Origin of the sequence: Erwinia sp. MMLR14_017, from assembly GCF_033657285.1 — a bacterium.
Classification (GTDB): Bacteria; Pseudomonadota; Gammaproteobacteria; order Enterobacterales; family Enterobacteriaceae; genus Erwinia.
In genome coordinates this window covers 137,751-155,354 of record NZ_JAWVWP010000010.1, presented here as the reverse complement: position 1 = coordinate 155,354, position 17,604 = coordinate 137,751, and the positions used below count along the sequence as shown (strand labels likewise).

The 17,604-nt window shown below is 55.2% G+C and carries 17 protein-coding genes; 8 read left to right on the top strand and 9 right to left on the bottom strand.

What is annotated here, in order from left to right; all coding sequences use genetic code 11:
- Nucleotides 1-7: 7 nt before the first annotated feature.
- Genes lolC through cobB form a run of 5 tightly spaced genes read left to right on the top strand, consistent with a single transcriptional unit; the run spans nt 8 to nt 4,908 of the window.
- The gene (gene lolC, locus SD961_RS16685) at nt 8-1,207 is read left to right on the top strand and encodes a lipoprotein-releasing ABC transporter permease subunit LolC (protein ID WP_318791465.1); all 1,200 of its coding nucleotides are present in this window, start codon (nt 8-10) and stop codon (nt 1,205-1,207) included.
- The gene (gene lolD, locus SD961_RS16680) at nt 1,200-1,904 is read left to right on the top strand and encodes a lipoprotein-releasing ABC transporter ATP-binding protein LolD (RefSeq protein ID WP_318791464.1); all 705 of its coding nucleotides are present in this window, start codon (nt 1,200-1,202) and stop codon (nt 1,902-1,904) included. The genes lolC and lolD overlap by 8 nt, the downstream gene beginning before the upstream one ends.
- Complete coding sequence (lolE, locus tag SD961_RS16675; RefSeq protein ID WP_318791463.1) at nt 1,904-3,148, top strand: lipoprotein-releasing ABC transporter permease subunit LolE; 1,245 nt, start codon at nt 1,904-1,906, stop codon at nt 3,146-3,148. The genes lolD and lolE overlap by 1 nt, the downstream gene beginning before the upstream one ends.
- Nucleotides 3,149-3,152: 4 nt before the next feature.
- Nucleotides 3,153-4,100 carry an N-acetylglucosamine kinase gene (gene nagK, locus SD961_RS16670; RefSeq protein WP_318791462.1) on the top strand — a complete coding sequence of 316 codons (948 nt, stop codon included), beginning with the start codon at nt 3,153-3,155 and terminating at the stop codon, nt 4,098-4,100.
- On the top strand, nt 4,072-4,908 hold the full coding sequence (gene cobB, locus SD961_RS16665; RefSeq protein WP_318791460.1) for a Sir2 family NAD+-dependent deacetylase: 837 nt from the start codon (nt 4,072-4,074) through the stop codon (nt 4,906-4,908). The genes nagK and cobB overlap by 29 nt, the downstream gene beginning before the upstream one ends.
- Before the next feature lie 106 nt (nt 4,909-5,014).
- Here the strand turns inward: cobB and SD961_RS16660 are convergent, their stop codons facing one another.
- Nucleotides 5,015-6,208, bottom strand: a complete 1,194-nt coding sequence (locus SD961_RS16660) for a benzoate/H(+) symporter BenE family transporter (protein WP_318791459.1) — start codon at nt 6,206-6,208, stop codon at nt 5,015-5,017.
- Between the two features lie 94 nt (nt 6,209-6,302).
- Between SD961_RS16660 and SD961_RS16655 the strand changes: the two genes are divergently transcribed.
- Nucleotides 6,303-6,857, top strand: a complete 555-nt coding sequence (locus SD961_RS16655; protein WP_318791458.1) for an XRE family transcriptional regulator — start codon at nt 6,303-6,305, stop codon at nt 6,855-6,857.
- A gap of 113 nt (nt 6,858-6,970) precedes the next feature.
- Entirely contained in the window at nt 6,971-8,203 is a 1,233-nt protein-coding gene (pepT, locus tag SD961_RS16650) for a peptidase T (protein WP_318791457.1), read from the top strand.
- Nucleotides 8,204-8,271: 68 nt separating this feature from the next.
- On the opposite strand, the gene SD961_RS16645 is transcribed toward pepT, so the two are convergent.
- The 8 genes from SD961_RS16645 to rluE form a co-directional block, all read right to left on the bottom strand.
- Nucleotides 8,272-9,399: a cupin domain-containing protein gene (locus SD961_RS16645; RefSeq protein ID WP_318791456.1), complete on the bottom strand. Its 1,128-nt coding sequence runs from the start codon at nt 9,397-9,399 to the stop codon at nt 8,272-8,274.
- 90 nt (nt 9,400-9,489) lie between these two features.
- A complete protein-coding gene (gene phoQ / locus SD961_RS16640) occupies nt 9,490-10,950 on the bottom strand; it encodes a two-component system sensor histidine kinase PhoQ (protein WP_318791455.1) in 1,461 nt (486 codons plus the stop codon).
- A gap of 3 nt (nt 10,951-10,953) precedes the next feature.
- Complete coding sequence (phoP, locus tag SD961_RS16635; RefSeq protein ID WP_318791454.1) at nt 10,954-11,622, bottom strand: two-component system response regulator PhoP; 669 nt, start codon at nt 11,620-11,622, stop codon at nt 10,954-10,956.
- 126 nt (nt 11,623-11,748) lie between these two features.
- Entirely contained in the window at nt 11,749-13,119 is a 1,371-nt protein-coding gene (gene purB / locus SD961_RS16630; RefSeq protein WP_318791453.1) for an adenylosuccinate lyase, read from the bottom strand.
- Between the two features lie 28 nt (nt 13,120-13,147).
- Nucleotides 13,148-13,792 carry a high frequency lysogenization protein HflD gene (hflD, locus tag SD961_RS16625; protein WP_318791452.1) on the bottom strand — a complete coding sequence of 215 codons (645 nt, stop codon included), beginning with the start codon at nt 13,790-13,792 and terminating at the stop codon, nt 13,148-13,150.
- A 97-nt stretch (nt 13,793-13,889) separates the two neighbouring features.
- Nucleotides 13,890-14,990: a tRNA 2-thiouridine(34) synthase MnmA gene (gene mnmA, locus SD961_RS16620; protein WP_318791451.1), complete on the bottom strand. Its 1,101-nt coding sequence runs from the start codon at nt 14,988-14,990 to the stop codon at nt 13,890-13,892.
- 58 nt (nt 14,991-15,048) lie between these two features.
- Nucleotides 15,049-15,525, bottom strand: coding sequence for an NUDIX hydrolase (locus tag SD961_RS16615; RefSeq protein WP_318791450.1), 477 nt, complete (start codon nt 15,523-15,525; stop codon nt 15,049-15,051).
- A 23-nt stretch (nt 15,526-15,548) separates the two neighbouring features.
- Nucleotides 15,549-16,211 carry a 23S rRNA pseudouridine(2457) synthase RluE gene (gene rluE / locus SD961_RS16610; RefSeq protein WP_318791449.1) on the bottom strand — a complete coding sequence of 221 codons (663 nt, stop codon included), beginning with the start codon at nt 16,209-16,211 and terminating at the stop codon, nt 15,549-15,551.
- A 102-nt stretch (nt 16,212-16,313) separates the two neighbouring features.
- Between rluE and icd the strand changes: the two genes are divergently transcribed.
- The gene (gene icd, locus SD961_RS16605) at nt 16,314-17,564 is read left to right on the top strand and encodes an NADP-dependent isocitrate dehydrogenase (protein WP_318791448.1); all 1,251 of its coding nucleotides are present in this window, start codon (nt 16,314-16,316) and stop codon (nt 17,562-17,564) included.
- Nucleotides 17,565-17,604 lie beyond the last annotated feature (40 nt).

The following is a 17,604-nucleotide window of genomic DNA, read 5'->3' as shown; positions in this document are numbered from 1 at the left end:
GGATTCTATGTATCAACCTGTCGCGTTATTTATCGGTCTGCGCTATATGCGTGGACGAGCTTCAGACCGCTTCGGCCGGTTTGTTTCCTGGCTCTCTGCTATCGGCATCACGCTCGGAGTGCTGGCGCTGGTCACCGTGCTGTCGGTGATGAATGGTTTTGAGCACGAGCTGGAAAAGAGCACGCTGAGTCTGATGCCTCAGGCGCTGATCGCCAGCCAAAAAGGCTCTTTCAACCCTCAACAGGTCCCGGCCAGTTCACTGGCGCTTACAGGCGTGAAGAAAATCACCCCTTTAACCACTGGTGACGTGGTGCTGCAAAGCGCGCGCAGCGTGGGGGTGGGTGTGATGCTGGGCATCAATCCGGATGAGCCGGACCCGTTGACGCCCTATCTGGTTAATGTGAAGCAGAGCATCCTGCAAGCGGGGCAGTACAACGTTATTATTGGCGAACAGCTTGCCAGCCAGCTTGGCGTTAAGCGGGGCGAGCAGCTGCGCCTGATGGTGCCTTCTGCCAGCCAGTTCACCCCAATGGGACGCTTGCCAAGCCAGCGACTGTTCACGGTAGCCGGTACTTTTGCGGCAAACAGTGAAGTGGACGGTTATCAGATTCTGGTCAATCAGCAGGATGCTTCCCGCCTGATGCGCTATCCGGCAGGCAATATTACCGGCTGGCGTCTGTGGCTCGATAAACCTCTGCAGGTAGACAAGCTAAGCCAACAGAAACTGCCGGACGGGCTGGTGTGGAAAGACTGGCGTGAGCGCAAAGGCGAACTGTTCCAGGCCGTACGCATGGAGAAAAACATGATGGGGCTGCTGCTGAGTCTGATCGTGGCGGTGGCGGCATTCAATATTATTACTTCTCTTGGCCTGCTGATCATGGAAAAGCAGGGGGAAGTGGCGATCCTGCAAACTCAGGGCCTGACCCGCCGACAAATCGTGATGGTATTTATGGTGCAGGGTGCAACCGCCGGTATTGTCGGTTCCCTGGTCGGCGCGCTGCTTGGCGTGTTGCTGGCCAGCCAACTGAATAACCTGATGCCGCTTATCGGCGCCTTCCTGGATGGTGCGGCGCTGCCGGTCGATATTTCAGTTCCACAGGTGATAACTATCGTGGTGACCGCAATGGTTGTGGCGCTGCTTTCCACGCTTTATCCTTCCTGGCGCGCGGCCGCCGTTCAACCCGCAGAGGCTTTACGTTATGAGTAACCCGATTTTGTTGCAGTGCAGTAACCTGTGCAAACGCTATCAGGAAGGCAGCGTCCAGACGGATGTGCTGCGCGATGTCTCTTTCAGCGTAGCGCCGGGCGAGATGATGGCGATTGTGGGCAGCTCCGGCTCCGGCAAAAGTACCCTGATGCATCTGTTGGGCGGGCTGGATACGCCAACATCTGGTGACGTGGTATTCAACGGTAAATCTCTGAACGGCATGAGCTCGGCAGCAAAAGCTGAGCTGCGTAACCGCGAACTGGGCTTTATCTACCAGTTTCACCACCTGCTTCCGGACTTCAGCGCGATGGAAAATGTGGCGATGCCGCTGCTGATTGGCAAAGTCGCCAAAGCAGAAGCTGAAGCAAAAGCGATGCAGATGCTAAGCGCGGTAGGCCTGGATAAACGAGCTAAACATCGTCCCTCAGAACTTTCCGGCGGCGAGCGGCAGCGTGTGGCGATCGCCCGCGCACTGGTTAACAATCCCCGCCTGGTATTAGCCGATGAGCCGACGGGTAATTTGGATGCCCGCAACGCAGACGCCATTTTTGACCTGCTGGGCGAACTAAACGTGCGTCAGGGCACCGCATTTTTGGTGGTAACCCACGATCTGCACCTGGCGAAGCGTCTTAACCGTCAGATGGAGATGCGTGACGGACAGCTCACTGGCGATGTGACGCTGGCAGGGATGGCGTAATGGCAGGCAATCTCTCCCTTCTTTTAGGCCTGCGTTTCAGCCGTGGGCGCCGCCGCAGCGGCATGGTTTCACTGATTTCGGTGATTTCAACCGTGGGCATTGCGCTGGGCGTGGCGGTGCTGATTGTCGGCCTGAGCGCCATGAACGGTTTTGAGCGTGAACTCAACAATCGCATCCTTGCCGTGGTACCCCATGGGGAAATCGAGCCGGTTAATCAGCCTTTTACCGGCTGGCAGGCATTACTGCCGAAGGTGGAACAGGTGAAAGGCATTGCCGCTGCGGCACCTTATATCAACTTCACCGGCCTGATTGAGAGCGGCGCGAAGCTACAGGCGATTCAGGTTAAAGGGGTGGATCCTCAGCAGGAAACCAGGCTCAGTGCTCTGCCAGCTTACGTGCAGAACAATGCCTGGCAGAGCTTTAGCGCCGGTAAACAGCAGATCATCCTGGGAAAAGGGGTGGCTGACAGCCTGAAGCTCAAGCAGGGCGACTGGCTGACTATTATGATCCCCAACAGCGATCCTGAGCATAAGCTGCTGCAACCGAAACGCGTGCGGCTGCAGGTAAGCGGCATCCTGGCGCTGAGCGGCATGCTGGACCACAGTCTGGCGCTGGTTCCCCTGGGTGATGCGCAGAATTATCTGGCAATGGGTGACAACGTCACGGGTATCGCGCTGAAAATGAGTAACCCCTTTGCCGCGCAAAAACTGGTGAGGGATGCGGGCGAAGTAACGCACTCTTATGTCTACATTCGCAGCTGGATCGGCACCTATGGCTATATGTACCGCGATATCCAGATGATCCGTGCCATCATGTATCTGGCGATGGTGCTGGTGATTGGCGTCGCCTGCTTTAACATCGTCTCCACGCTGGTGATGGCGGTGAAGGACAAGAGTGGTGATATCGCCGTATTGCGTACGCTGGGCGCGAAGGATGGGCTGATCCGCGCTATCTTTGTCTGGTACGGCCTGATGGCCGGGCTGGTGGGCAGCGTTAGTGGCGTGGTGGTCGGCGTGCTGGCGGCATTTAATCTCACGCCGATTATTCGCGGCCTTGAAACCTTAACGGGCTACCATTTTCTTTCAGGCGATATCTACTTTATCGATTTTCTGCCTTCGGAAGTGCACTGGCTGGACGTGGTCATTGTGCTTGTCACCTCGCTGGTGCTCAGCCTGATTGCCAGCTGGTATCCAGCCCGACGCGCCAGCCGAATCGACCCGGCTCGCGTTCTTAGCGGACAATAGCATCATGTATTACGGCTTCGACGTCGGCGGCAGCAAAATCGCGCTGGGTATTTACAATCTTCAGCGTCAGCAGCTCTGGAGCAAGCGGGTTGCCACGCCAAAGAACGACTATCCGGCGCTGCTGGATCTGCTGGTTTCGCTCACGGAAGAGGCGGATCGGTTTTGTGGCGAAAGGGGCAGTATCGGCCTCGGCGTACCGGGTATTCCGGTACCGGATAATGGCACTCTTTTCTCAGCTAACCTCCCGGCTGCAACAGGCCGGACGTTAGGAGCCGACCTGACCGCCAGAACCGGTCGTCAGGTACTTATCGATAACGACGCCAACTGTTTTGCGCTCTCCGAGGCCTGGGATGAGGAGTTCCGCGCTTATCCGGTGGTGATGGGACTGATCCTCGGTACCGGTGTCGGCGGTGGGCTGATTGTAGAGGGTAAACCGCTGACCGGGCGCAATTATGTTGTTGGCGAATTTGGCCACATGCGCCTGCCGATAGATGCCCTCGAAGTACTGGGGCAGCAGACAGAACAGCCGCTTTGTGGTTGTGGTAAGAGAGGGTGCATCGATTCCTGGCTCTCCGGCCCCGGCTTCTCCCGCCTCTGGCAGCTGCATTATCAGCAGGCTCTCAGTGCACCTGAGATTATCACCCGCTATTATCAGGGGGATGCGCAGGCTATCGCCCATACGGAGCGTTACCGGGAGCTGTTAGCGGTATGTCTGGGTAATTTGCTGACGCTGGCAGACCCTCACCTGGTGGTTCTGGGTGGTGGACTGTCCAATTTCGACGCGCTTTATCAAGGGTTGAGCGATCGGGTCAGTCACTATTTGCTGCCGGTGGCTAAACCGCCAAGATTTGCAAAAGCGCGTCACGGAGACGCAGGAGGAATGCGCGGTGCCGCATTCCTGCACGTTAAGGAAGAGAGGAATTATGTTGCGTACACCCCGTCGCCGACTTAGGCTGGCACGTTACAAGAAGACCCGACGCCAGGTGCATCAGCGTTTTCGTCAGCGTATTTTTGAGCGTGACCGGAATTTAGAGATTGCCCAACATCCTTTGCCGCGTGTCGTGGTGCTGACAGGCGCGGGGATCTCCGCTGAATCGGGTATACGCACCTTTCGGGCTGCGGATGGGCTGTGGGAAGAGCATAAGGTTGAGGATGTCGCCACGCCTGAAGGGTTTGCGCGCGATCCGCAGAAAGTGCAGGCGTTTTATAATGCCCGCCGCCGACAGCTGCAGCAGCCCGATATTCACCCTAACGCCGCGCATAAGGCGCTGGCCGAGCTGGAAGCGGTGCTTGGCGATCGATTTCTGCTGGTAACGCAAAATATCGATAATCTGCATGAGCGGGCCGGTAACCGTAATGTAATCCATATGCACGGCGAGCTGCTGAAGGTTCGTTGCGCGACGAGTGGTCAGATCCTGCACTGGAGCGACGACGTGAAGCCGGACGATCGTTGTCACTGCTGTCAGTTTCCCTCAGTGCTGCGTCCGCATGTGGTCTGGTTTGGCGAGATGCCGCTGCAAATGGATGAGATCTATGCCGCGCTAAGCGAAGCGGACTATTTTATCTCCATCGGTACCTCCGGGCACGTTTATCCGGCGGCTGGCTTTGTGCACGAAGCGAAACTGCAGGGCGCCCATACTGTGGAGCTGAACCTTGAACCCAGCCAGACTGGCAGTGAGTTTGAAGAGAAAGAGTATGGTCTGGCCAGCGAAGTGGTTCCTTTGTTCGTGCATAACCTGCTGGCGAAGATTGGCAGATAAGCTCCCCTGGTATCTACAGAGCGGGTTGCCTGGATAACCCCGCTCTGATTCAGCTCAATAAAAAGAGATTAGATATCGTGCTGTTTTGCCTAATCTTTTCTGGCTCTTAAGTCGGGTCACTCTTTTTCCCTGACGGCAGAGACAAGATCAGGTGCGCGAGCGCGCCGCCGAGCAGTCCCCAGAAAGCTGCGCCCACGCCAAGTAAACTCACGCCTGAAGCGGTGATCAGAAACGTTATCACCGCCGCCTCCCGCTGTTTCTCCCCGGCTAAGGCGCGTTGCAGGCTGCCTGCAATCGTGCCCAACAGCGCAAGCCCCGCAATAGTGTGGATCAGCGCGGGCGGAAGGGCGCTGAAGAGCTGGCCGATGGCCCCACCAAATATCCCCGCCAGCAGATAGAAAAAGCCTGCACAAGCCGCCGCCCAGTAACGTTTTTTCGGGTCCGGATCGACCTCCGATCCCATACATATCGCCGCTGTTATGGCGGCGATACAGACGGAAAAGCCGCCAAATGGAGAGAGCAGCAGCGAGACAAACCCTGTCCAGCTCATCAGCGGCGAAACCGGTATCTGATAACCTGCTGCCTTTAATGTGGCTATCCCCGGCGCATTCTGCGAAGCCATCGTTACCACAAAAAATGGAATACCAATGCCCATCAGCGTCGAAAGCGTAAAATGCGGAGCGATAAATTGCGGCAGGGTAAAGGTGACGGGTTGCGGGGAAAAATGGATCTCTCCGCACACGCCAGCAACCAGTAATCCTGTTATCAGCGTCAGCACAATCGCGTAGCGGGGCAGATAGCGTTTGGTCAGCAGATAAGCCAGACACATGCTGCCAGCAAGAGGGAAATCAAGTTGTAGTGCGCCAAAGGCATCCAGGCCAAATCGCAACAGGATCCCTGCCAGCATCGCGGCGGAGAGCGCCTGAGGAATGTAGTGCATCAGACGCGCAAACAGCCCGGTCACCCCGCAAAGGAAAATCAGACCCGAGGCGAAAATAAATACGCCAATGGCCTCGGCTATAGGTGTGCCCGGCAGGCTGGTTACCAGCAAAGCTGCGCCAGGGGTGGACCAGGCAGTGAGAATGGGCGCGCGATAATACAACGACAGGCTCAACGAGGTCAGCCCCATCGCTATGCCTAACATGCTGAGCCAGCCGCCGGTTTGCAGTTCAGAAGCGCCTGCCGCATGCGCCGCCTGAAAGATGATCGCGGCTGAGCTGGTATAGCCCACCAGCACCGCCACAAAGCCCGCCGTCAGGGCGGGGAAAGTCAGATGTCGGAAGGAAAACGGTGGGCGCATAATGGCTCCGGGAATGTACGTTATAACGCACAAGCTACCACTGTGCGTTATAACGTACAAGTGGTAGACTGCATTGAGATAAAAGGAGAAGGTCATGATCCCCGATATTGGTGCAGTGTTGAAAGCTCAGCGAAGCTCCCGTGAATGGAGTCTGACGCAGGCCGCAGAAAAAACGGGCGTCAGTAAAGCCATGCTTGGTCAGATCGAGCGCGGCGAGTCCAGCCCTACGGTCGCCACGCTGTGGAAAATTGCCACGGGCTTTAACATCCCTTTTTCACTCTTTCTCTCTGATCCTGCGGCTCCCGCTACCGCTCAGGTACAGAGCAGCAAGGCAGCGCATCCCTGGCAACAGAATCCCAGCATGCAGGTGACGCCGCTCTTTCCCTTTGATGCCGAGCTGGGCTTTGACATGCTGGAGATTGCACTGGCGGCGGGCGCGCGCAGCGACTCCTCTGCTCACGATTCAGGCGTGGTCGAACATGTATTAGTGACGTCAGGCTCACTGCTGCTGACGGTAAAAGAGGAGCTTTACCGCCTCCATAGCGGAGAAGGGCTGCGGTTTCAGGCAGACTGTCCGCACAGCTATTATAACGACACCATATCGCCGGTACGTTTTCAGAGCCTGATCCACTATCCCAAAAGCCGCTAAAGTTAACTCATGTCATCATCTCTACCGGATAACAAGTCACGGTAATGACCTGACGCAATATTTCAACCTGCCGGGTTTACCATACTGGGTATCCGGACTCAGAAGGAACGCAGATGAATAATTTACTCGACCGCTTCTTACGCTATGTCTCACTGGATACGCAGTCTAAGAGCCATGTTCGTCAGGTGCCCAGTACAGAAGGGCAATGGCGACTGGCGCGAGAGTTACAGCAGGAGCTGCATACATTGGGGCTGAGCGATATCACCCTCAGCGACCACGCTATTGTGATGGCAACGCTGCCCTCGAACGTTGACTGGCCGGTACCCACCATCGGCTTTATCTCTCATATGGATACTTCACCCGATTTCACCGCAAAAAATGTCAATCCGCAGATTGTGGAGAATTACCGGGGTGGCGATATCGCGCTGGGCGCGGGTGAGGAGAGCCTCTCACCGGTGATGTTCCCCGTGCTGCACACCCTGACAGGCCATACATTGATTACCACCGATGGAAAGACATTGCTGGGAGCGGATGATAAGGCAGGGATAGCCGAAATAATGACGGCTGTAGCGCAGCTGAAAGCGGACAACACTCCCCATGGCGATATCCGTATAGCCTTCACCCCTGACGAAGAGATAGGCAAAGGCACCAGCTGCTTTGACGTGGCAGCCTTCGGCGCAGAGTGGGCCTATACCGTGGATGGCGGTGGAATGGGGGAGTTCGAATATGAGAACTTCAACGCCGCTTCCGCCACAGTAAAAATTACCGGAAACAACGTCCATCCCGGCACGGCGAAAGGGGTGATGGTCAACGCGCTGGATCTGGCCGTGCGCTTTCATGCGGCGATGCCGGAGAATGAGGTGCCGGAAAAAACCGAGGGTTACGAAGGCTTCTACCATTTGCACAACATCAAGGGCAGCGTGGACAAAGCCGAGCTGCATTACATTATCCGTGATTTTGACTTCGCCAGCTTTACCGACAGAAAACGCAGGCTGGAGGCGCTGGCCGCCGCGCACAGCGAAGGTTTGCAGCCGGGCTGTGCCATTGAGGTCCAAATTGAAGAGAGCTATCTCAATATGCGGGAGAAGGTGGAAGCGCAGCCGCATATTGTTGAACTTGCGTTGCAGGCAATGCGTGAATGCGATATCGAACCCGAGGTGAAGCCCATTCGCGGCGGCACCGATGGCGCGGCCTTATCCTATATGGGGTTGCCTTGTCCGAATTTGTTTACCGGCGGCTATAACTATCACGGCAAGCATGAGTTCGCTTCACTGAATAATATGGAAAAAGCGGTTATGGTCATCAAGCGCATTGCGACGCTGACCGCTGAAAAAGCCAGACGCTAGCCACAAAAAAGGCCGGTTAAACCGGCCTTTTCACCTTTTGCCCGGCCCTGTATATGCCGGGCACAGCACTACTCTTCGTCGCTGAAATACCAGTATCCGCAGTTCACCAGCGCGGCAAGCTGCGCCAGGAAGGAAGGATCGTCCAGCGCTTCCGCCAGATCGTCCGCACCCAGGGAGTGCAGATTAGCCAGCGCCGTCAAAGCAGCATGATGCGGTGATGACATCTGTTCACCGTTAACGAAAACGGCTGGGCCAATCGTCAGCACGCGCAGGCCACCCAGGCGGGTAAGCTTATCGCCCTGTTGCAGCGCGTCGTAGATCTCATCAGGCTGATAAGGCGGCTCCGGCGGCGCCACATCCAGTTCATGGCGTGACTGGGAGATAAATTCGCCAAACCACTGGTTAAACTGCTCCGGCTGATTGATCATCTCAATCATCATGGCGCGTATGCCCTCCAGCTCCTGCGGCAGGATCTCCGCTTTATGCGTGCGTGAAGGAACATCCGGGTCGCTGAAGCGGTAGCTGCCTAATTCCCGGGCAATGGCGAAATCGGCAAAACCGCTGATCAGCTCACGGCCGCTGGGCGCGCGGAAACCAACGGAATAGTTGATGGCACTCTCCAGCGAATAGCCTTCGTGCGGGAATCCTGGCGGAATATAGAGAATATCGCCAGGCTCCATCTCTTCATCGATGATCGCATCAAAAGCTTCAACCTGTAGCAGATCCGGGTGAGGGCAGTGCTGTTTCATTGGCACTTTATCACCCACGCGCCAGCGACGACGGCCGGTGCCCTGAATGATAAACACATCGTACTGATCTAAATGCGGGCCAACGCCGCCGCCAGGCACCGAGAAAGAGATCATTAAATCATCAGTACGCCAGTCAGGCAGGAAGCTGAACGGGCGCATCAGCGCAGCAGAAGGCTCATGCCAGTGATCGACCGCCTGCACCAGCAATGACCAGTTGTTTTCACCCAGGTGATCGTAGCTCTCAAACGGACCGTGGCTGACCTGCCATTTCCCGTCCTGATGGCTGACCAGGCGGCTGTCGACTTCATTTTCCATTGCCAGACCGGCGAGTTCATCGGGCGAAATGGGATCAACAAAATTTTTAAATCCGCGCTTGAGCACTACCGGACGTTTCTGCCAGTAGCGCTGAATAAAGTCGGGCCAGTCGAGGTCGAGCTGATAATCCATGATGAGGTTTCCTGAGACATAATTTCTTTAATTATAACAGTGCCGGGAGGAGTGAGGGTAATGCATTTGGCATGGAGCTGGCGTCCGGCCCTATTCGTCAGCGTGGATCCCCTCCTGATGTTTAAATATCACCTCCATCCGCGCACCGCCCAGTGCGCTGGTGGTGGCGATAATATCTCCGGCGTACTGCTCCAGGATATCTCTGGCCACCGCCAGCCCAAGCCCCTGGCCTGGCCGTAGCGTATCGGCTCGCTGACCTCGAATAAAAATCAGGTCCCGTTTGCTGACCGGGATCCCAGGCCCGTCATCTTCCACAATCAGATGCAGTTCATCCTCGGTCTGGCGGGCGCTGATTTCCACAAACTCCAGGCAATACTTGCAGGCATTGTCCAGCACGTTGCCCATCACTTCCATCAGGTCATTGTGTTCGCCAACAAAGGTCAGCTCCGGGGAGATATCCAGCGTCAGCACCACCCCTTTACGCTGATAAACTTTATTCAGCGCCGAACAGAGGCTGTCGAGCAGGGCAGGAACAGAGTGCAGCTCCCGCTTCAGCACGCTGTGATCGGAACGCATGCTGGCGCGGTGCAGATAATATCCCGTCTGCTGAGAGATGCGGCTGATTTGCTCAAGCATGATCGGCTCCGCCTGTTCAACAGAGAGGTTTTTCCCGCCTCTCAGCGAACGTAACGTGGATTGCAGCACGGCCAGCGGCGTTTTCAGGCTGTGGGTTAAATCGCTCAGTGTGGTGCGGTAGCGGGTATAGCGCTGCCGTTCGTTATCCAGCAGCAGATTCAGGTTGCGTACCAGGCTCTGCAGCTCCTGCGGCGGATGCGGGTCAAGCGTCTCGCGCGCACCGCTCTCCAGTTCCCTGACCTGTGCCGCCAGCGCGCCAATTGGCCGCAGGCTCCAGTGTGCAGCCAGCCACAGCAGCGGAATAACCAGCAGCAGGTTGACCAGCAGCACATAGCTGAACCAGGACCAGACCACATCCGAATGCTGCAATTCCTGCGGAATAGTATCGACCACCACAATCGTCAGCGCGGGCAAGGTAGGCGTGGCTTCATAGCGATTTACCGCCACCGAGTGGGTAAAGGTATCGTTGTTGTCATCATCGTAAGCGGTGAGTTTATTCTGCGCTTCCGGATTGTTCCCTAACGCCTGCCGACTGGTGCTGTTGGAGGTGTCGATCTCATAAAAATCAGAGTGCTTCAGCCATTCTCGTTTAATTTTATTACGAATTTCCGGCACGTCGCGCAGTTGCCACAGTAGTTGGCCCTGTTCGTTATAGATATAAACCAGCGTGGGGAAATTCAGCGAGACCCTCTCGGGTTTGGCGATGGTTAACGTATTGTTTTGCCATTGTGCCAGGGTAAAGAACAGGTTGCTTTCGCCCCGCATCACCCGGTAGGTATTTTTATCAAAGCTGACGACATAACCCACCACGGCAACCATGCCGTAGGAGAGCGACATAATCAGCACTACGGCAGCCGTAGCAAGTAAAAAGCGGGCGCGGAGTGAGAAGGGCGTTTTAGGGCGTAAACCTGGCATAAATTACAGGTCGAACCTGTAGCCCTGACCGCGAACGGTGGTGATCACCTCCTGCGGATGCTCTGCCTGCATTTTTTTACGCAGGCGCCCCATCAGGACGTCAATGGTATGGCTTTCCCGCAGTTCAGCATCCGGATAGAGTTGCAGCATCAGGGAGTCTTTGCTGACCACTTTACCCGCGTTACGGATCAGCGTTTCAATGATGGTGTATTCAAACGCGGTCAGTTTAATCTGCTGCTCGTTGATAGTGAGTTCACGGCGGGAAAGATCAATCTGGAACGGCGGCAAGGAGATGATTTGCGAGGCCAGCCCGCTGTTGCGGCGCATCAGCGCCTGCATGCGTGCCACCACCTCTTCAATATGGAACGGCTTGGTGACATAGTCATCTGCACCAGCTTCAAGCGCTTCAACCTTGGCCTGCCACCCTTCACGGGCAGTCAGCACCAGAATAGGTTGCTTTATATCCTGACCACGCCAGCGGCGGATCAGTGACATACCATCTTCATCCGGCAGCCCCAGATCAACCAGCGTGATATCCGGTGTATGTTCGTTGAGAAAATAGTCAGCTTCCCTGGCATCTTCTGCCGCATCAACCTGATGTCCCATGTCGCGTAGCTGCACGGCGAGATGATGGCGAAGCAATTGATTATCTTCAACAACCAGTACACGCATAATTTATCCTTTCTGTCTTTCAGAATCGTGGCGTTAAGTCTTGCAGAGGTTGAGACAAAGTATAGGTGAAAGCAGATAAACAGCAGGTTAACGCGAGCCGACTTCTGCCGGCCCGCATGACAATATTTACTTCAGATCATCAACCATTTGTACCGCGCGGCCGATGTAGTTTGCCGGGGTCATCAGTTTCAGACGATCTTTCTCTTCTTCAGGCAGCGCCAGGCTGTCGATAAAGGCTTTCATGCCAGCGGCATCCACACGTTTGCCCCTGGTCAGCTCTTTCAGCTTCTCGTAAGGCTTTTCGATGCCGTAGCGACGCATCACGGTCTGAACAGGCTCGGCCAGCACTTCCCAGTTGTGATCCAACTCATCCAGCAAACGGTCACGGTTCACTTCCAGCTTGGAGATGCCTTTCAGCGTGGACTGATAGGCAATCAGGGCATAGCCCACACCCACGCCCAGGTTACGCAGAACCGTCGAGTCGGTCAGATCGCGCTGCCAGCGGGAAACCGGCAGTTTGCTCGCCAGATGCTGCATTACCGCGTTGGCCAGTCCCAGGTTACCTTCTGAGTTTTCGAAGTCGATAGGGTTAACTTTATGCGGCATGGTGGAAGAACCAATTTCGCCCGCAATCGTTTTCTGTTTGAAATGGTTCAGCGCGATATAGCCCCAGACATCGCGATCGAAATCGATCAGGATAGTGTTGAAGCGCGCCATACAGTCAAACAGCTCTGCGATGTAGTCATGCGGCTCGATCTGCGTGGTGTAAGGGTTCCAGGTGATGCCCAGCGAGGTCACAAAGCTTTCGCTCAGCTGGTGCCAGTCCACTTCCGGGTAAGCGGCAATGTGCGCATTGTAGTTGCCGACCGCGCCGTTGATTTTCCCCAGCATCTCGATGCGCTCCAGCTGACGCAGCTGGCGTTCAAAGCGATAGGCCACGTTAGCCATCTCTTTACCCAGCGTCGAGGGTGTTGCGGGCTGACCATGAGTGCGGGAAAGCAGCGGAATATCACGGTACTGAACGGCCAGATCTTTCACTGCGGCGATGATCTTCGTCCAGTAAGGCACGATCACTTCGCGGCGGGCCGTTTCCAGCATCAGCGCGTGTGACAGGTTGTTGATATCTTCAGAGGTACAGGCGAAGTGAATAAATTCAGATACCGCATGCAGCGCGGCATTGGGTTCAACTTTCTCTTTCAGAAAGTACTCAACCGCTTTCACATCGTGGTTAGTAGTGCGTTCAATGGTTTTGATACGGGCCGCATCTTCTTCATTGAAGTTGGCGACAATCGCCTCAAGGAAAGCGTTTGCGTCGGCATCAAATGCAGGAACTTCCTTGATCTCTGCGCAGGCAGCCAGTTTTTGTAACCAGCGAACTTCCACTTCAACGCGGAACTTCAGCAAGCCGTATTCGCTGAAAATGCCACGCAATGGGCTGACTTTGTCGCCATAGCGGCCATCAACGGGTGAGACGGCGGTCAGAGAGGATAATTCCATCAGTGCAACTCCTGGAGAGGTTAACAAATTAGAGTGAAGACTCAGGGATACGGGACAGCATTTGCTTCACCTCACTGGCGAGGCGATTGCGGGAAAACATCAGTTGCAGGCGGCCACCGCCAACCTGCTGCCACAGCACCGCAGAGCGGATACCGGCTAACAGCGTAGCGCGAACCTTGCTCTGGATCTGCGCATTCTGCAATACAGCGGGCGAGCCGGTTACCTGGATACGCGGTCCAAGCGGGCTGATCACATCCACATAGATGGCGGCCATGGCACTCAACAGCGTTTCAGATTCCAGGTCATAATGTGCCAGCTGGCGATCGAGCTGGCTGATACGTTGGGATAATTCATTCAGCGCGCTTTTGTTGGCGCTGAGCTTGCGCTCCAGTACCATCATGCTGAGGGTGTAACGGGTCAGTTCAGCGCCAGCCCCGTGGCGGCTGCTGCTGTTCAGTACGCCCAGCAGTGACTCCAGACCAAAACGCAGGTTAGCTTCATCATTGCCATAAATAGCAAGCGTAGAGGCGGGATTAAGATCCACTACGCTTTGCAACGAAATTTTCAGCGGCTCAGCCGGGCAGTGGCCCTGATGAGCAAGCTGTTGCACCAGGTGCGCAGACTGGCAGATGCCCGCCAGGGCCAGCGTAATATCGTAATAATTCTTCGCCACGGTCGCTCCAGTCATCGCCTGCGCTGACTACAGCAGGCGCTACGAAATTGTCTGTTGTTGCTATCCAGTGCGCGGCAGCGGGCCGCGCGGACACTGCTTAAAGCAGCGGCAGTCGCGCTTCAATAACGCCGCCGCCCAGGCAAACCTCACCAAGATAAAATACCGCAGACTGACCCGGCGTCACGGCAGCTACCGGCTCGTCAAAGCGAACCTCAAGGCGATCTTCGCCCAGCGGCATTACCGTGCAGGGAATATCGGCCTGACGATAACGCGTTTTAACGGCGCAACGCAGCGGAGCCTGCAGAGTTTCCCGGTCAACCCAGTGCAGCTGTTGGGCTATCAGCCCCACGGACATAAGGCGCGGATGGTCATGTCCCTGCGCCACTACCAGTACGTTGTTAGCGACATCTTTATCCACCACGTACCACGGCTCTTCGCTGCCTTCTTTGGTACCGCCAATGCCCAGCCCTTTACGCTGGCCGAGGGTATGATACATCAGCCCCTGGTGTTCACCGACCACCTCGCCTTCAGGATTGAGGATGGCGCCTGGCTGAGCAGGCAGATAGCGGCCAAGGAAATCACGGAATTTACGCTCGCCAATAAAGCAGATACCGGTTGAATCTTTTTTCTTCGCCGTCACCAGCTCCAGCTCTTCCGCAATACGGCGGACCTCTGGTTTCGCCAGTTCTCCCACCGGAAACAGGCTTTGTGCAATTTGCTCATGACCGAGCGTATAGAGGAAGTAGCTCTGATCTTTATTGTCGTCCAGACCACGGAGCAGGCGGCTTTTGCCCGCCAAATCCTGGCGACGAACATAGTGCCCGGTGGCGATGAAATCTGCGCCTAAGTCTTCAGCCGCAAACTCCAGAAACGCTTTGAATTTGATCTCTTTGTTGCACAGGATATCGGGATTGGGGGTGCGGCCCGCTTTGTACTCTTCCAGGAAGTGCTCAAAGACATTGTCCCAGTACTCGGCGGCAAAGTTCACTGTGTGCAGGTGAATGCCTAATTTGTCGCAGACCGCCTGCGCATCGGCCAGATCTTCCGCCGCGGTACAGTATTCTTCACCGTCATCCTCCTCCCAGTTTTTCATAAACAGGCCTTCAACCTGGTAACCTTGCTGCTGGAGCAGCCAGGCGGAAACGGAGGAGTCAACACCGCCGGACATACCGACGATCACTTTTTTCTGGCTGGACATGAGAAGTACCCGACTTTGAGTTGCAGTTAAAGGCTGCACTTTAAAATTGCGGCATATTCTACCACGCGTCCGCGGCGGGCGCATCCTCGCTATAGGGCCATTGAAAGGCACTAAGGACTTCCAGTGGATAACGGGGACCCTGCTGATAAACCCGAATGCTCTCTGCAACCAGCGGAGAACGCAGCTTTTTCGCCGTCATGATCTCTTCCGGCGGCAGCCACCAGCAGCGATCGATATCGCGATCCTGCGGATAAGTGGGCACCACTTTTGCTAAATCCAGCGCAAACAGAAAGCGTAAAAACGGGGTGTTATCCGGCGCTAACCACTGATGCAGCCGTAAAAAAGCCTGCGGGACGCCTTCAATGCCTGTCTCTTCATACAATTCACGCGCTGCCGCCTGAAGTAAGGTTTCATTGGCTTCAAGATGACCGGCTGGCTGATTCCATGTGGCGCGGCCGCGGACCATCTCTTCCACGACTAAAAATTGTCCTTCGGCCTGGACAACGGTTGCGACGGTAACGTGGGGCTTAAACATGGCTGACTCCTTAACTGAAAGGCTTAAAGGGGGAATTCACCGGTAACGTCTCGCCATTCACCTGGCGCTAAATCTTGCAACAGCTGGTTTCCCAGCGCAAAACGGATTAAACGCAGGGTGGGAAAGCCGGCCTGGGCCGTCATGCGTCTTACCTGGCGATTGCGCCCCTCATAGAGGGTGATTTTCAGCCAACTGGTTGGAATCGTTTTACGCTCCCGTACTGGCGGGTTACGGGGCCATAACCACGCCGGTTCAGCGACCCTTTCCACACCAGCGGGCAGGGTAGGACCATCTTTCAGATTAATGCCAGACCGGAGCGGCTGAATATCGCTCTCTTCAGGTTCGCCTTCTACCTGAACATAATAGATTTTACCGGTCCTTTGGCCTGGCTGCGTGAGCTTCGCCTGCAGCGCACCATCGTTGGTAAGCACCATCAATCCTTCGCTGTCGCGGTCCAGCCGACCGGCAGCATACACACCCGCAACCGGAATAAAATCCTTCAGCGTACTGCGTCCCGCTTCGTCGGTGAACTGCGGCAGTACGTCGAATGGTTTGTTAAAAATAATGACACGCCTTGGCTCCTTCTCTGCCCTGACGGCAGCAGCGGGCGGGCTGAATCGTTTAACGCGGTGATTCTTAACGGAAGATTTACGCATAATCTTTGCACTTGAAAACAATAAGCGCATTATACCGCAAACCCGAGATGATTGGCGCGGGGTGAATATTCAAGTAGTATTGACCCGCATCTTACAAATCATTAACAAAAAAAGCGCTCGAAGGAGAGGTTAATGGAAAGCAAAGTAGTTGTTCCGGCGGAAGGTCAGAAAATCACCCTGGATCAGGGAAAACTGAACGTACCAAACAACCCAATCATCCCTTTTATTGAAGGTGACGGGATTGGTGTGGACGTTTCTCCAGTGATGATCAAAGTTGTCGATGCCGCTGTACAGAAAGCTTATAACGGTGAGCGTAAAATTTCCTGGATGGAAATTTACACCGGTGAAAAATCGGTAGAGCTCTACGGCCAGGATGTCTGGCTGCCAGAAGAAACTCTCGACCTGATTAAAGAGTATCGCGTCGCTATCAAAGGCCCGCTGACTACACCAGTTGGCGGCGGTATTCGCTCCCTGAACGTGGCGCTGCGTCAGCAGCTTGATCTCTACATCTGTCTGCGTCCTGTGCGTTATTACACCGGCACGCCAAGCCCGGTTAAACGTCCTGAAGAGACCGATATGGTGATCTTCCGTGAGAACTCCGAAGATATCTATGCTGGTATCGAGTGGAAAGCGGGTTCTGCAGAAGCGGATAAAGTGATCAAGTTCCTGCGTGATGAGATGGGCGTGAAGAAAATTCGCTTCCCTGAGCAGTGCGGTATTGGCGTTAAGCCATGTTCAGAAGCGGGCACCAAACGCCTGGTTCGTGCGGCTGTGGAATACGCTATCACCAACGACCGTGACTCGCTGACTCTGGTTCACAAAGGCAACATCATGAAGTTCACCGAAGGCGCTTTCAAAGACTGGGGATACCAGTTAGTGAAAGAAGAGTTCGGCGGTGAGCTGATCGACGGCGGCCCGTGGATGAAGATCAAGAACCCAAACACCGGTAAAGAGATCGTTGTGAAAGACGTGATTGCCGATGCGTTCCTGCAGCAGATCCTGCTGCGTCCAGCGGAATATGACGTTATCGCTTGTATGAACCTGAACGGTGACTACATCTCCGACGCCCTGGCGGCGCAGGTTGGCGGTATCGGTATCGCCCCTGGCGCAAACATCGGTGATGAATGCGCGCTGTTCGAAGCTACCCACGGTACGGCACCTAAGTATGCTGGTCAGGATAAAGTGAACCCAGGTTCAGTGATCCTTTCCGCAGAAATGATGCTGCGTCATATGGAATGGTTCGAAGCCGCAGACCTGATTGTTAAAGGTATGGAAGGCGCAATTGCTGCCAAAACCGTGACCTATGACTTTGAGCGTCTGATGGATGGCGCTACTCTGCTGAAATCGTCAGAGTTTGGCGACGCTATGATTAAGCACATGTAATCAGCTCTTCGCAACATATAGCCAACATAGATGTAGAATT